The 14,363-nt window shown below is 43.6% G+C and carries 11 protein-coding genes; 10 read left to right on the forward strand and 1 reads right to left on the reverse strand.

Annotated features, from left to right (window positions below; all coding sequences use genetic code 11):
* Positions 1 to 237 precede the first annotated feature (237 nt).
* Positions 238 to 1,155: a hypothetical protein gene (locus ACQEXU_RS09795; protein WP_427010660.1), complete on the forward strand. Its 918-nt coding sequence runs from the start codon at positions 238 to 240 to the stop codon at positions 1,153 to 1,155.
* A 154-nt stretch (positions 1,156 to 1,309) separates the two neighbouring features.
* Positions 1,310 to 2,653, forward strand: coding sequence for a hypothetical protein (locus tag ACQEXU_RS09800; protein ID WP_427010661.1), 1,344 nt, complete (start codon positions 1,310 to 1,312; stop codon positions 2,651 to 2,653).
* Positions 2,654 to 2,702: 49 nt separating this feature from the next.
* Here the strand turns inward: ACQEXU_RS09800 and ACQEXU_RS09805 are convergent, their stop codons facing one another.
* Complete coding sequence (locus ACQEXU_RS09805; RefSeq protein ID WP_427010662.1) at positions 2,703 to 3,611, reverse strand: aldo/keto reductase; 909 nt, start codon at positions 3,609 to 3,611, stop codon at positions 2,703 to 2,705.
* A gap of 299 nt (positions 3,612 to 3,910) precedes the next feature.
* On the opposite strand from ACQEXU_RS09805, the gene ACQEXU_RS09810 reads away from it, so the two are divergent.
* The 8 genes from ACQEXU_RS09810 (at position 3,911) to ACQEXU_RS09845 (ending at position 14,343) form a co-directional block, all read left to right on the forward strand.
* A complete protein-coding gene (locus tag ACQEXU_RS09810; protein WP_427010663.1) occupies positions 3,911 to 5,965 on the forward strand; it encodes an alpha-amylase in 2,055 nt (684 codons plus the stop codon).
* A 276-nt stretch (positions 5,966 to 6,241) separates the two neighbouring features.
* Entirely contained in the window at positions 6,242 to 7,483 is a 1,242-nt protein-coding gene (locus tag ACQEXU_RS09815) for an outer membrane protein transport protein (protein WP_427010664.1), read from the forward strand.
* A gap of 16 nt (positions 7,484 to 7,499) precedes the next feature.
* Complete coding sequence (locus ACQEXU_RS09820) at positions 7,500 to 9,878, forward strand: VolA/Pla-1 family phospholipase (protein WP_427010665.1); 2,379 nt, start codon at positions 7,500 to 7,502, stop codon at positions 9,876 to 9,878.
* 144 nt (positions 9,879 to 10,022) lie between these two features.
* Complete coding sequence (locus ACQEXU_RS09825) at positions 10,023 to 10,652, forward strand: chemotaxis protein (protein WP_427010666.1); 630 nt, start codon at positions 10,023 to 10,025, stop codon at positions 10,650 to 10,652.
* On the forward strand, positions 10,630 to 11,370 hold the full coding sequence (locus ACQEXU_RS09830) for an MBL fold metallo-hydrolase (protein WP_427010667.1): 741 nt from the start codon (positions 10,630 to 10,632) through the stop codon (positions 11,368 to 11,370). Before ACQEXU_RS09825 ends, ACQEXU_RS09830 begins: the two co-directional genes overlap by 23 nt.
* Positions 11,371 to 12,212: 842 nt before the next feature.
* Positions 12,213 to 12,701, forward strand: a complete 489-nt coding sequence (locus tag ACQEXU_RS09835; protein WP_427010668.1) for a PTS sugar transporter subunit IIA — start codon at positions 12,213 to 12,215, stop codon at positions 12,699 to 12,701.
* A gap of 10 nt (positions 12,702 to 12,711) precedes the next feature.
* Entirely contained in the window at positions 12,712 to 12,987 is a 276-nt protein-coding gene (locus tag ACQEXU_RS09840) for a PTS sugar transporter subunit IIB (protein WP_192076093.1), read from the forward strand.
* A gap of 3 nt (positions 12,988 to 12,990) precedes the next feature.
* On the forward strand, positions 12,991 to 14,343 hold the full coding sequence (locus ACQEXU_RS09845; protein WP_367990206.1) for a PTS ascorbate transporter subunit IIC: 1,353 nt from the start codon (positions 12,991 to 12,993) through the stop codon (positions 14,341 to 14,343).
* The last annotated feature ends 20 nt before the right edge of the window (positions 14,344 to 14,363 follow it).

Genomic DNA, 14,363 nt, shown 5'->3' on the forward strand with positions numbered 1-14,363 from the left:
TATAACTCACTTTGCGTCGCAAAATTACATTCACGCTAACTATTTATGCAAGATCATTCCATAATCCAACCAAGAGATTTAGCACTTTTGTTCCACATTGACATATAAATTCAAACCTAATTCCTAGGTAACTACCTACGTACTGGTCATGATGATGGTCATTGCATTTTATTAGGCTTATATGAAACTATTCCTGAAGCCCAAGGCTTAGATAAAAATAATTAAGGGAGTAATTATATGGCTATTTTAATAGGAACAACGAATATTGATGGTACAGGCACATCCAAGAACCTAACCAAAGACAATACTACTTATATTCAGGAAGATTCTTACTTATTGTGGAATAAAAGCGGCATAACTATCGCTTGCACTGACCATGATGATTTAATAAAGCTCGACAAAATTATAATAAACTCAGATCAGTGGAACAAAATTGGGTATAAGGAAGCGAATATTTCATCCAACTCCACATTTATAGATATCAATAATATTGTCGATGTTAATATTTTCAATAAATCAGAAAGTGGATTTTCTACATTGAACATCACGAATGTAAAGCGTGGCCAGATCGATACATCAAACTCTGCATCAAGCGACACAATTAATATCGGCGTCAAAAGTAATAGCGATAGCTGGAGCAATACATTCGATATAGATACAGGACGAGGCGACGATACCGTCACACTGGAAAATATTGAAGGCTCGCAATACACAGAGTTCTCGATTAATGTCGGCAAAGGAAATGACATTGTTGATCTATCACAGTTATCAGCAGCAAGCCGCGATGACAAAGAACGCCATGTGGATGGTGGTAAAGGCTTCGATATCCTGATTACCAATGGTGATGACACCATTACTTTCGAAGGTTTTGAAGCAATACAAGGAAAGGGCTTCAACCAAACGCTCACACTGGATAGCGACGATCTTGCTAGCAACTCAAAAGCCACGACTGGGCTGATTGTTACGGATATCGATCTTGCGTTCTCAACAGAAATCACGTTAATTGACGTAGACGATCTTACCAATAAACAAACCAGAGAGATTGAACGCAAAGGCTTCGACGCTGACGAATATCATCAAGTTCATGTATTATCCGATGGGGTGGAATACACGCTTCTCACTAATGATGATTCATTCGATGTTGCATTCTCTTAATTACCTTAAAAAGCCAGCACTTTGCTGGCTTAACTTTTGATAAAAACATTAATAAGAACCACTTATCCGATCTAATACTCGTTTTGTAAATAAAGTATTGGAAATGAAAAACTAGTACTCCTAACCTATCAATCTAATAATAAAGGAGTATTAAATGAAAAAATATAAAACGCTGTTGTCTATTCTATTTCTTCCATTCATTCTCGCTATATCTGGCTGTGGTTCATCTCCAAAACAAGCAAAAGTTGAACCTGCAGTAATCCCTGCAGGTTCTCAGTTCACCGTAAAAGATTTCAATATCGATCTGGTTCAAAAGTTAAGTTTTCCAAATTATCTAGATCAGGAACAAACTCGTGAACTCATGGAAATGGCTTTCCTCGCAAAGCTCGAAGAAGAAGGACTGTTGGCTGACAATAATGATCCGAAAGCTATCCCTTTAAAAGTACAGGTTGATTATCGTCGCATCTTCGCTGGTGAAGGCACACCATTTCCAATTGATAGTATTGGCGTGCCTCGCGCCTACTATAGTGTTTACGCAGTTCAAAATGGTAAGAAACAGTCGATCTACTTTAGTAAAGAGCGCACGATTAAAGGCCTTCACTATTTTAAAAAGTTATCAGAGGAAAGTATCAAACGTGACGCTTCGTTTTCAGTCTCTATTGCTTTTGATGTCGTAACTCTACTTAAAGAAGAGATTCCAACTTATGAAGGTTATGTGAAGAATCCTGATGCAATTGAAAAGCTAAAAGACGGAGTAGAAGACAAATTCGATGAGTTTCAAAAACAACCTCAACCGACCATGGACCGCTCATACATTCCTGAATCTGTCACAGCGCCGCTACTCGCTGATATTTTAAGTTCTCAGCGTAAAAAACGTATGAATGCATATGAAGAGATTCAAGATCAGTGGTTGAACCAACCTAAACTATTCGATCCCATTAACGAAGCGGTACTGGCTAGCTATAAAAAAGCCTTGTCTAAAGATGAGTTAGATGAACTCGAAGAGCAAATTAAGACGCTCACGGAAGCAGGTTTAACCGAGTATTTAAACACTCTCGAACTTGTTGCCAAAGAAGGTTCATCAGAGCAATTACGTAACTTTGCAAAAGACAGTATCAAAGAGATGGAAGCTCGCCACCTGAAATCGTACCAAATTCACCTCCCTCTCCCTAACGATGTGAATGTAAGCTGGCAGGAGCATCAGCTATACAATATGACGATTGCAAATGACCTTTATTTGAAGAAAAAAGCGGTGAAACGCATTTATAGGGATCACCGTGAGAACGAATTTTTGCTAGACGCACTCAGCAAACAACTCGATACGGCTGTAAATCGTGGCTATCGACCTTCCTTATATGCAGATTACCATGCATGGATTTGCCGCGTATTAGGCGTTTCTGGTAACCAAAAATACAAAGCTCAACTGGTTCGACTTTCAACTGAAGCATCAAGCGAGAAAGTTCGAGACTTTGCAGAAGAATATGCCGACGAACTATAATGGCATCACAAAAAAGCCAGCTTAAACGCTGGCTTTTTTATTGTGTTTTCTATGGCACACCGTGGCCTTTTGACGCAACCCAAACCCGATACCACTGCTCTCGGGTCAGTTCAATATCTAACGCTTTGGCTGCTGAATGTACTCGCTCAATTTTTCCTGAACCAATGATAGGTAATGGTTTAGAAGGTAAGCGACGAACCCACGCATAAATCACTTGATCAATACTTTCGGCACCAACCTCTTCGCGCAATGCTTCTAGCTCCGCACGCACACGTTTTGCCGACTCAGAAGTACCTGTAAATATTTCACCACCTGCGAGGCAAGACCAAGCCATTGGTCTTACGCGTTTCATTTGCAGTTGATCAAGTGTGCCGTCATGAGCCACATCAAAATTCAACGGATTGATCTCAACTTGGTTTGTCACCAGAGGTCGCGACAGGCGCGATTGCAAAAGCTCAAACTGAGCAGGCGTGAAGTTTGATACACCAAAATGTTTCACTTTGCCCACTTTGTTCAATTCACTAAATGCTTCTGCGACTTCATCGGCATCCATCAACACATCTGGGCGATGAATTAATAAAACATCAATCTGCTCTACGCCCAATCGCTCTAATGAGTTATTGACCGACTGATAAATGTGCGCCGCACTGGTGTCGTAATGATTGATTTTTCGTTCAGGATTTTTCTCTGTACAGAGATTAATATCGCATTTGGTCACAATCTCAATTTGTTCACGAATCGAAGGTTCAAGCTTTAACGCTTCACCAAATAGCGCTTCACATTCATAGCCGCCGTAAATATCAGCATGGTCAACGGTGCTAATACCAAGCTCAATATGCTGCTTTAGAAATGTGAGGCGCTGCTGTGGTGTCATTCCCCACTCACCTAACCGCCAATAGCCCTGAACAAGTTCCGAAAACTCAGGTCCTTGCTGTGCCATGGTTACCTTTTCTACCATAATTCCCTCCTAATATTCTGACATCAGGTTAAGAGGCTTTCCGTCTTCACTCAATGCGACAATAACTGCAAAGTTAAGTTATTCCGCAGATCTGGGTGGTATCGCACGTTTATTAGGATTTATTGATGTCCAATGGTTGACCTTTCAAAAAATCAGTGCCTTTTGGCAAAGCAGCTCATCCCTTGAGTAGTTGTTTTGTGAGTAATTACTCATTTAGAGGCGTAGAGACGAGGAATGATGTCAAGCGACACCTCGGCGGCTAACATCGACAATGCCCTACTCCATCACAAGGATATATCGTGAAAACTCCTATTCTAGTCGCCGCTATTTCCGCTCTAACGTCTATGATTGTCAATGCATCACCTACGCTTTCTATTTCTACCACGACCACGAGCCGAGATTTCCCTCTCACCAGTCAAGCACCTTTGACGATTCCCTTAGTAAAAGACGCTTATACGCTAACCATTTCGGGTCTAACGGGAAATTGTAAAGCAGATACGCAGCAGAAAGCCCGTTTTCGCACACCGTTGAGCCTAAATTGCGCCAAAGCAACGACTCTTCCCATAAAAATACGATTTAGCGGTGACTATGAATTTGTTTTCGATGACATCCAGCATACATTAACCATCAACAGAGCGGCCAAGAAAACGACCAAATCAACATTTAAACGCCCAATTCCCAACGTGAAGTGTGAGCAATACGCTCACGGCCCGGTAACCTTATTTGTTGCAAATACCTTTCCTGAAGGCACCCGTTTGCGTGACGCTTTCACCAATGCAGAGGTGACGGTAAAAAACCAGCAGGTAACGATAACCCCTTCCCCCAGTAGCGGAGGTTTGGTGTTACTTGCACCTGTGGCTCCCGAAACACCAGCGCCCGCTTTCACCTATCGCAATGCCAACGTCTATTTTGTCATGGTTGACCGATTCAATAACGGTGATACACAAAATGACCACAGCTATGGTCGTAAAAAGGATGGAAAGCAAGAGATAGGCACATTCCACGGAGGGGATCTCAAAGGCATCATTGATAAACTCGATTACATTGCCAGCTTAGGAACGAATGTACTTTGGCTATCACCAATTGTTGAACAGGTGCATGGTTTTGTTGGTGGTGGCGACAGCGGTAGCTTTCCTTTTTATGCCTACCATGGTTACTGGACGCGCGATTTCACCAAGCTTGACGCAAACTTTGGTAATGAAGAAGATCTACAAACACTGGTTTCACAAGCACACCAACGAGGCATCAAAGTACTGCTCGATGCCGTGATCAACCATCCCGGCTATGCCACACTTGCCGACCTTCAACATGATCATATTGCCGTCGGCGATAGTAAGAACTTACCTGAGCGTTGGACAAACTGGACACCCAGTTCTGCGCAAAACTGGCACGAGTACAACCAGCTTATCGATTACGACAGTCCCCAGTGGCGTAATTGGTGGGGAAGTGATTGGGTTCGCGCCAAATTGCCTAACTACCCAGTACCCGGCTCTAGCGATACCACACTCACGCTCGCTGGTTTGCCAGACTTTTTAACGGAATCGCCCCAATTTGTCACACCACCAAAATGGCTGCTAGAGAACCCAAATACTCGCGTTAAAGCAAGAGACAATTTTGCCGTTTCAGATTATTTAATCGAATGGCAAAGTGACTGGGTCAAACGTTTTGGAATCGATGGCTTTCGAGTTGACACGGTAAAGCACGTTGAAGGCGAGGTATGGCAACGGCTCAAACAAAGCGCCAGTCAACAACTTGAGCAGTGGCGTAAAGCCAACAATAAACGTGGTGAACCTTTTTGGATGATGGGCGAAGTATGGGGCCATTCGGCTTACCGTTCCCCTTATGCTGAGCAAGGTTTTGATGCATTAATCAACTTTGATCTGCAAAAGAAACTGGATAAAGGAGCGGCCTGCTTCAGCCAAATGGCCGAGACTTACCAAAACTACGCCGACAGTATGCAGCAAACACCGGACCATACTCCCGTCAGCTATATGTCTTCTCACGACACAGAGTTATTTTTTAGTCGCTTTAATCGTTATGATATGCAGCGAAACGCTGCGAATGCCCTTTTGTTAACTCCAGGTGCCATACAAGTTTATTACGGCGACGAAATCGGCCGACCAATCGGCCCATATGCCGACGATTTTCATCAAGGGACACGCTCTGACATGGTGTGGCAATTGAGTGATCAGCAAAACGCGTTATTAGAACACTGGAAAGTTCTCGGACAATTTCGAGCAAAACACCCTGCGGTTGGCGCAGGAAAACACTCCGTTATCCCACAACAACATGGGTATGCGTTTTCCCGAATCTTAGGGAACGACAAAGTCTTTGTTGGGTTTGTCGGTCATTAACACCACAGCCCGTCATTTCACATTAGTCAATTAGAACATTCTAAATAACATATCATTTTGCTGCTTATCCTGATGTAAGCAGCAAAATGATACTGGTCAAACCTGATTGATAATGGTTTTTCTTCTTAAGTAGCTGTTTATAATGGCGCGTTTTCATTTTTAACATTTATATCATCAAAATTATCACAAATTGTTTTTGACATTTATTTCACAAATATTTAACGTTTAATTCGATTTTCTAGCTGTTTATAACCGTGATCTCTGGAGATCAATATAATGAAAACGAAACACTATTCACTGCTCTCTCTTTCTGTCGTAATGGCTTTCCACGCTCACGGAGCGGGCTTCCAAGTTGCTGAACATTCAGCTTCTGGCCTTGGTCGCGCGTTTTCTGGTGAGGCAGCGGTGGCCGACAATGCTTCTGTTATCGCTCGTAACCCTTCAGCTATGACCCTTTTTGATACAGCCCAATTTTCTGGAGCGTTATCCGTCATCGATCCTGAAGTCAACGTCTACGACAAAACCAATAACGAACATGCAAAAGATGTCGCTCCTATGCAGTTTGTTCCTGCCGCGTACTATCTCAGCCCAATTAACGACCAATGGTCTTGGGGAATCGGTATGTTTACCACATATGGTGTGGCAACGGATTACCCCAATGATATCCAAGCGGGTGATTTAGCGGGCGATACCTCATTACTCTCTGTCAATATCAACCCATCCATCGCTTACCGAGTTAACGAAAACCTAAGCCTTGGTGCGGGATTAAATCTTGTTTATGCGGAAGCGGAGCTGACCCGCCACCAAGGCGCGCTTGCACCTCTATTCGGTGGCAATACTTCTGATAACTTGATCGGTATGACTGGTGAAACCATCGCCTTTGGTTGGAACATCGGTGCGATGTATGAAATTAATCAAAACCACCGCTTTGGCTTTGGTTACCGCTCTGCTGTCGATCTCGATTTTGACGATGGTAAGTTTTCAAGTTACGGATCGGGCATTGCCACTCAACCGACCGTAACAGGTCGCCTGCAAATTACCTTGCCTTCAATTTGGGAAATTTCTGGCTTCCATCAGGTGACGGAACAAGTCGCCGTTCACTACAGCTATCAGCAAACCGACTGGAGCAGCTTTACCGAGCTAAAAGCAACGTCTCCAAATTGTAATGATGGTACAGCTGGACAATGTTTCTATAAGTCAGAAAAGTATGAAGATAATGGCCGTTGGTCGTTAGGTGGCACATACACCATCAATGCGCAATGGACAGCACGGATTGGTTTTGCCTTTGACGAACAAGCAGGTGAAGCCACATTAAGCATTCCTGACAGTGACCGTTACTGGTACTCAGCAGGAGCAAGCTATCACTACAGCGATGCACTTAGCTTCGACGCAGGTTTTGCATTGGTGAAGAGTAAGTCAGGCTCGTTCAAAGAAACCAACAAACTAGGTAGCGATCTGGAATTTGATTCCGAAGGCACGGCATACATCTCTGCCATTCAGATGAACTACGCGTTCTAACCCTCAGGAGCAGATCATGAAGTTAAATACACAAGTTACTCTACTCGCTGCCGCGTTGCTATCTGGCTGCGGTGATGACACATCAAGCACCACCAACGAGAGTCAATACGAATCGCATATCGAAGCGGCTTTAGCACGCAGTACTGGCATTAAATTCACCTTACAGGGCGAGAATGCCTCTGTCCCTCTACCTTCGTATACTTTAATGAATACCAGTGATGCGACGTTGGAAATTCCAACGGGTGGTGACGATTCGCTCACTAATCCACTGGCTGCGATGGGAACCATGGATGGCTGGTCTACAACCATGCCACTGATCATGAATTTCGAAGGAACAGGGTTAGCGGATGGTGTGGTTGCACAGGGTATCTACCTTGTCGAACTCACTGACAGTTTGCTTGGCAACCCTACGCCAAAACGTATTCTGACCCAGAACGTCGATTTCATTGCACTCGCCGATGCTGCCAGTGACACCATCACCATTCAAATGCTCAACAGCGATTTAACTGCCAAGGGTGAATACATTCTTGCTATCACGGATGAAGTCACCGATGTGAATGGTGATCCAGTGGGAACATCAGGAAGCTATGCAGCGATCAAGACAAAACTCAAGTCATACGGCTCTGAAACACTCCAAACGTTGCAACAAGTCACCCATGGTACCGAAGCCTTGTTCGCAGCGACGGGTATCGACAGTGAACACATCATCTACTCCACATGGTTTAGTACCCAATCTGTCGGTGAAACACTCTACGCGGTAAAAGGGGCAACAGCCAGCGCACTGGGCTCAGGTGGCCTTGCTCAAGTCTGGAGAAACAACGCCAACCCAAACAATGTCGATTTGACCATGGCACACCTACTAACGGTAACCAGCACACAAAGTTACAAAGATGCACTCGATGCTGATAGTCACTTTGATACCTACATGGACCCAGACGGTGCAGGTTTAAAAGCGACACTCAAAGCGGAGTACGATACCGATGGCCTAAACGTCAACGTCTCTAAAGGTACCGTGCAGCTTCCTTATTTCTTGGAAACAGGCAACAACTGGAACAGCCAACCTTTTGAATCAGCCATGCCAAGCTTAGCGCTCATCAAGCAAGCACTGGAAGATTCAACGCAACAAGCAACCATCGCCTCTCAGCTCACCGCAGCAGGAATTGACGCAACAAAACTGACCGAAGCAACAGAGCAGTTAAAACTGGTGGGGTTGAACTTGACTAAATCGGATGGCTCTCGCCTAGATAGCGACCGCCACTTAACGCGATACAGCCCAATTCCAAAGATCAAATCGCTTCAACCTGTCGAGTTCCTGTTGTTCACGCCAAATGGTGCAGCGAGTAACTGGCCAGTTGTCATTTACCAACATGGGATCACCTCGTCGAAAGAAGATGCTTACTTCCATGCAGGAAAACTCGCAAACCAAGGATTAGCGGTGATTGCGATTGATCTACCTTTGCATGGCGCGCGCAGTCTCGATAGTTCACGTTCTGCCAATGCCGATATTACCGCGTATCTCAACCTAACTAACTTACCAGTGGCGCGCGATAATGTGAGACAAAGTGCCCTTGATGTGATGGCGCTGCGTGCTTCTCTTACCTACAGCCAACTCGCTGGCGTCTTAGCACTAACACCATTGTCTGCGATTAATACCCTCACCACACCGCCACGTTTTGTTGGGCATTCATTAGGTGGCATTGTGGGCGTTCCGGCTGTTGGCGCGGCAAATCGTGTATTGGATGGCGGCAGTGCGGATACGATGTATAAGTTTTCATCCATTTCTACTGCAAATTCAGGCGGCCAGATTGCAAACCTGCTGCTTGGATCAGAAAAGTATGGCCCTTTGATCAAACACAGCATTGCCTTTACAGCCAGCTCAGAGTATCAAGCGTTTGCAAATGGCTATTGTGCCTCACTCGATGCCAGTGCTTGTTATACCTTGTTCGACAACATGGCCAGCGATGCTGATAAAGCGGCGTTGGAGTCTGGCTTTAATCAGTTTGCGTACGCGACCCAAACCGTGCTGGACACCGTTGACCCATACAGCAACGCAAGCTATCTCACCGACGGGACGTCTCCAACTATCCCGGCATACCTAATGCAGGTACAAGGGGATGAGAGTGTTCCAAACAGCGTGGCTCAGCGTCCATTTGCTGGCACTATTCCATTGGCAACCAAGCTAGGAATGAAAACAGTCACGCAAGCTGACAGCGCACTTTCCAACACCAAGGATTTTGTAAGCTTCTCCAATATTGGTGCGCATTCCACATTCTTGTTCCCACAAGACTCAGGCAATGCTGACGAACCCATGCATGATGCGATGCTCGATCAACTCAGCGATTTTGTGCTCGACAATAATCTAAGTGCATTAACCAACGCCGGATTATTGGAATAACCTACTCTAAAGCTCCCTTCGGGGAGCTTTTTTCACCCAATTTTTCTCAACCACATTTCTCCCCATGACTTTCCCTTATTTTTATTAGTGCTTTTCGAACTCTTATCTATAGTTAACAGTATCGACTAATAAAAAAGCATGATTATGGCTAGGAAACCCGTCTTCGTAATTGCAGCAGAGGTCGCTGCTGAACTGAATAAAGGCATGCTGATTGCTAAACGATTATTACTGGTTGCCAGTAATGCTCGAGCATTGGCGCAAAGAGCAGGAGAAAGTGCCGCCGGGTTTCGCCCGATCACAGACTCCATTGATGATTTAGTCCGTGTCACATTAGCCGCTTCCCATACCATCAACGTAAAAGCTCAAAGCTTAAGCAAAATTGCGACAGCGGGGACGCGCGCATCCAATGCGCTAGATAGGTTTGAGATTGTGTACGAAAAAGCGGTTGATGCAACCTACCTGCATAGCTTAGATGAAGCACGGATCCGCAATCAGGCTGAATATGACACCATTTGTCACCACTTCACTTCCGAAGCAAAGGGCTTACATGATCTGCTGCAGACGCTTTATGACGAGTTACGGATCGCTCAAATCATTTCCACTATGTTGAGTGTTGAGGCTTCGCAAGCAGATGAAAAACATCAAGCACAACTCAATACTATTGCTGAAAGCGTTGCAGAACTGGCCGACGCAATTCAATCACACGTACTTCAATCTCTAAAACTCTTTTCACTGTTCGCTAGGGTAAATTATGCAATCAAAAGTACTATTTGAGCAGGGTGCTCATCGCTGGCTCGTTTTTGCGCGAGATCCAGAAAAACCAGAGAAAATCATCGATACCAACCAATATATGATCATCAATCGCGATCAAGCTATGTTGCTCGATCCGGGTGGTATTGAGCTGTTTTCAGCCATGTTGAGTTGCGTTGTCAAAGAAGTTCCTATCGAGCATATCACCCATCTTTTTGCCTCCCACCAGGATCCCGATATCATTTCATCATTAGGGTTGTGGGATAAAGCACTCCCCTCTTCTACCTTGCATTCACCTTGGCTTTGGGAAGGGTTTATTCGCCATTTCGGTATGGAATCCATTACTTTTGCCCCGATTAAAGACGAAGGCGGAAAAGTGTTGCTCGCAGGAAAAGAAATTCAGTTTATTCCTGCACACTACATGCATTCATCGGGTAATTTTTCCGTATACGATCCTGAAGCAAAAATACTAATGTCAGGTGATATTGGTGCAGCACTCGATAAACATGACGCTCCCTTTTTTGTAGAAGACTTTCATGAGCACATACCAAAAATGGAATATTTTCATCGTCGTTGGATGCCATCAAATAAAGCGAAAAGTGCATGGATTGATAAAGTCAGCAAATTAGACATTGATATGATGTGTCCGCAACATGGTGCAATATTTAAAGGTGATGATATTGGAAGGTTTCTTGATTGGTTAGATACTTTAGACGTCGGTATCGCTATTGATGGAAAATAATCAACATATCTATAAATAGAATTAAAACTCTAATTTTAACTAGAGCTAAAAGTCTATTATTTAATAGTAATTATTCTTGATTATAAAAATGATTTTAAAAAATGAAGAGAAAGAAGTGAGTAACGAATAGTAGAAAAAATAATGGTGGGATAGCAAAGTGTTTCTGCATTGGAGGCATCTACACAACACTATCTCCACCAAAAGTTACACGGGCATAACTTAGAAGGAAAAGCCAACTTACGATTGCTAGTGGTCCATTCAGTGATAACTTACGTTATCTTATATTCCTTAAATTAAACAGAAGCGCCAAGAAATTATCTGTTTAGCTTTCAACTCCAACCTATAAATAAGAGGCAAATTAAACAACACAACATAAACGTAGCTTAGAGAGTTATTATTATTGTTGTTCTCGAGGCAAATACTATCCATTCACTATTCCCCAATCAACACAATTCACATTATATGTTTTTATGACTCTATAAAATAAAAACTCTCATACAAAAGACAAAATTAAATATTTGAAAACCTAATATTAAAGTTTGTTTTTAATATTTTATTACTTATATCTGTTTGACAGGGTTCGTTTTTAATTTTCTTTTAACATTTGAAAATTTTATTTTGGTGTTCGGCAGGAAAATATAGCTCAGAAAATAACCATTTCTTTTATGCACAATTACTTGAATAGTCATTGAACTTCATAACAAACATTCTCTCCTCTTTAATCAATTTATTCACTACCTAGAACGTGATCTTCCTAAAATTATTTGTTGTTTATTTTATGAACAGCAAAAAAATTCGATCAACCTCACGGTTAGCTCAAAAAATAACCATATGATAGACACATGTCTATACAACTTGTACATGTGTGTGCAAATGGAAAACTTATGCTGCTCTCGCAATATATCACTGCATCAAACGTCAAAATCCTAGAAAGCGTTGCGGATTGGAAGCAAGCAATCGACATTGTTGGCCAGTGCCTATTGGAGCAGCGAGCTATCGAAAAGCATTATTTGGATGCGATAAAAACGACAGCCGATCAGCTCGGTCCTTATTTTGTACTCGCCCCTATGATCGCCATGCCGCATGCAAGACCAGATGATGGTGTCAACCACAACAGTTTGTCTCTACTTGTTGTTCGCGACGGTGTTGAGTTCCACAGCACTGAGAACGATCCAGTCAAAATTATCTTGTTACTGGCAGCGATAGACAGCAATCAACACATTGAACTGATTACATCCATTTCGGAGTTCTTTTGCTGCGATAAAGACGTAGAAGCCGTCAGTAAGGCGCAAAACAAAGAACAAATCCTGAAAATCCTAGCTAAATATTAAGGAACACTTTATGCGAATTATGGCGGTTTGTAGCACAGGGCTCGGCTCTTCATTCATGATCGAGCTAAAAGTCAAAGAAGTCTTAAAGGAGATGGGGGTCGAAGCGGAAGTGGAACATACCGATCTTGGCTCTGTCACTTCTGACATGGCAGACGTCTTTGTTTGTACCCATGACTTGGCTGGCAGTTTAGGGAGTAACCCTGTTATTGCTATCCCAAACATCACAGACAAAGAGGCGATGCGCCAAAGTCTGACAAACTATTTCAACACACTTGCGGAGGAATAGATCATGCTTAATTTTATAATGGACATATTAAGTACCCCCGCAATTTTAATTGGTCTTGTTGCTTTACTGGGTTTATCTATCCAGAAAAAATCCTCTTCTGATGTCATTAAAGGCACTGTGAAATCAATTTTAGGTTTTGTAGTGATTGGGGGTGGTGCTGGTATTTTGGTTGGGGCGGTCACACCCATGGGGCAATTGATCGAAACTGGCTTTGGTCTACATGGCGTCATACCAAACAATGAAGCCATATATGCCACAGCTATCTCTGACTACGGTGCTTCGACAGCACTTATCATGACGTTTGGTATGGCTGCAAATATCTTTTTCGCCCGCTTTAGCCGTTTCAAATACATTTTCTTAACCGGTCACCACACATTATACATGGCTGCGATGATCGCCATTATCCTCAGTGTTGCAGGTTTCTCTGGACCAACAATGGTGATTCTTGGCTCCGTTACACTCGGCTTGGTCATGGTGATTTTCCCCGCTATGGCACAACCTTTCATGCGAAAAATTACAGGCAGTGATGATGTCGCTTTTGCGCACTTCTCAACGGTTGGCTATGTTTCTTCAGCATTGATAGGTCAAATGGTAGGAAAAGGTTCGCAAAGTACAGAGGAATTGAACTTACCAAAGAACCTTGTTTTCTTACGTGACTCATCCATATCGATCTCGATCACTATGGGGATCATCTACTTGGTGCTTGTCGTTGCCGCTGGCCCACAATGGGTACAAGAAAATCTTTCGAACGGTCAAAACGCTTTCGTCTACGCCATTTTGACAGCAATCACCTTCGCAGCTGGTGTGTTTGTGATCTTGCAAGGTGTACGCTTGGTATTAGCTGAAATTGTGCCAGCATTTACCGGGATCTCTCAAAAAATTGTACCGAATGCAAAACCCGCTTTAGATTGCCCGATTGTCTTTCCTTACGCTCCAAATGCCGTGCTTATTGGTTTTTTATTCAGCTTTATTGGCGGCCTTATCACCATGGGCGTCTTTGGTATTTTAGAGCTAACGCTGATCTTACCCGGTGTCGTGCCCCACTTCTTTACCGGCGCTACTGCTGGCGTATTTGGCAACGCCACGGGCGGTCGAAAAGGGGCCATGTGCGGCGCATTTGTCAACGGCGTAGTGATCACTGTGCTTACCCTACTCCTTTTGCCTGTACTTGGTGACTTAGGATTTGCCAATACCACATTTTCTGATTCCGATTTCGCAGTCACAGGGATATTCCTAGGATATCTGGCAATGATCAGTAAAACCGCCGTCATTACAGGCGTCGGGATCTTCACTATTGCTGTACTTGCTACACATTTCCTTCCGGAAAAAGACACAAAATCAACTGAATCTGCTTAATAACAAGGTGGGCATCGCCC

The organism is Vibrio sp. TRT 21S02 (assembly GCF_050113675.1).
In the GTDB taxonomy this organism is placed as follows: domain Bacteria; phylum Pseudomonadota; class Gammaproteobacteria; order Enterobacterales; family Vibrionaceae; genus Vibrio.

Coding starts and splice junctions, on each gene's coding strand:
- ACQEXU_RS09820 (WP_427010665.1), top strand. CDS start 7,500: ATGAAGTTAAATACACAAGTTACTCTACTCGCTGCCGCGTTGCTATCT.
- ACQEXU_RS09795 (WP_427010660.1), top strand. CDS start 238: ATGGCTATTTTAATAGGAACAACGAATATTGATGGTACAGGCACATCC.
- ACQEXU_RS09800 (WP_427010661.1), top strand. CDS start 1,310: ATGAAAAAATATAAAACGCTGTTGTCTATTCTATTTCTTCCATTCATT.
- ACQEXU_RS09830 (WP_427010667.1), top strand. CDS start 10,630: ATGCAATCAAAAGTACTATTTGAGCAGGGTGCTCATCGCTGGCTCGTT.
- ACQEXU_RS09815 (WP_427010664.1), top strand. CDS start 6,242: ATGAAAACGAAACACTATTCACTGCTCTCTCTTTCTGTCGTAATGGCT.
- ACQEXU_RS09835 (WP_427010668.1), top strand. CDS start 12,213: ATGTCTATACAACTTGTACATGTGTGTGCAAATGGAAAACTTATGCTG.
- ACQEXU_RS09805 (WP_427010662.1), bottom strand. CDS start 3,611: ATGGTAGAAAAGGTAACCATGGCACAGCAAGGACCTGAGTTTTCGGAA.
- ACQEXU_RS09840 (WP_192076093.1), top strand. CDS start 12,712: ATGCGAATTATGGCGGTTTGTAGCACAGGGCTCGGCTCTTCATTCATG.
- ACQEXU_RS09845 (WP_367990206.1), top strand. CDS start 12,991: ATGCTTAATTTTATAATGGACATATTAAGTACCCCCGCAATTTTAATT.
- ACQEXU_RS09825 (WP_427010666.1), top strand. CDS start 10,023: ATGGCTAGGAAACCCGTCTTCGTAATTGCAGCAGAGGTCGCTGCTGAA.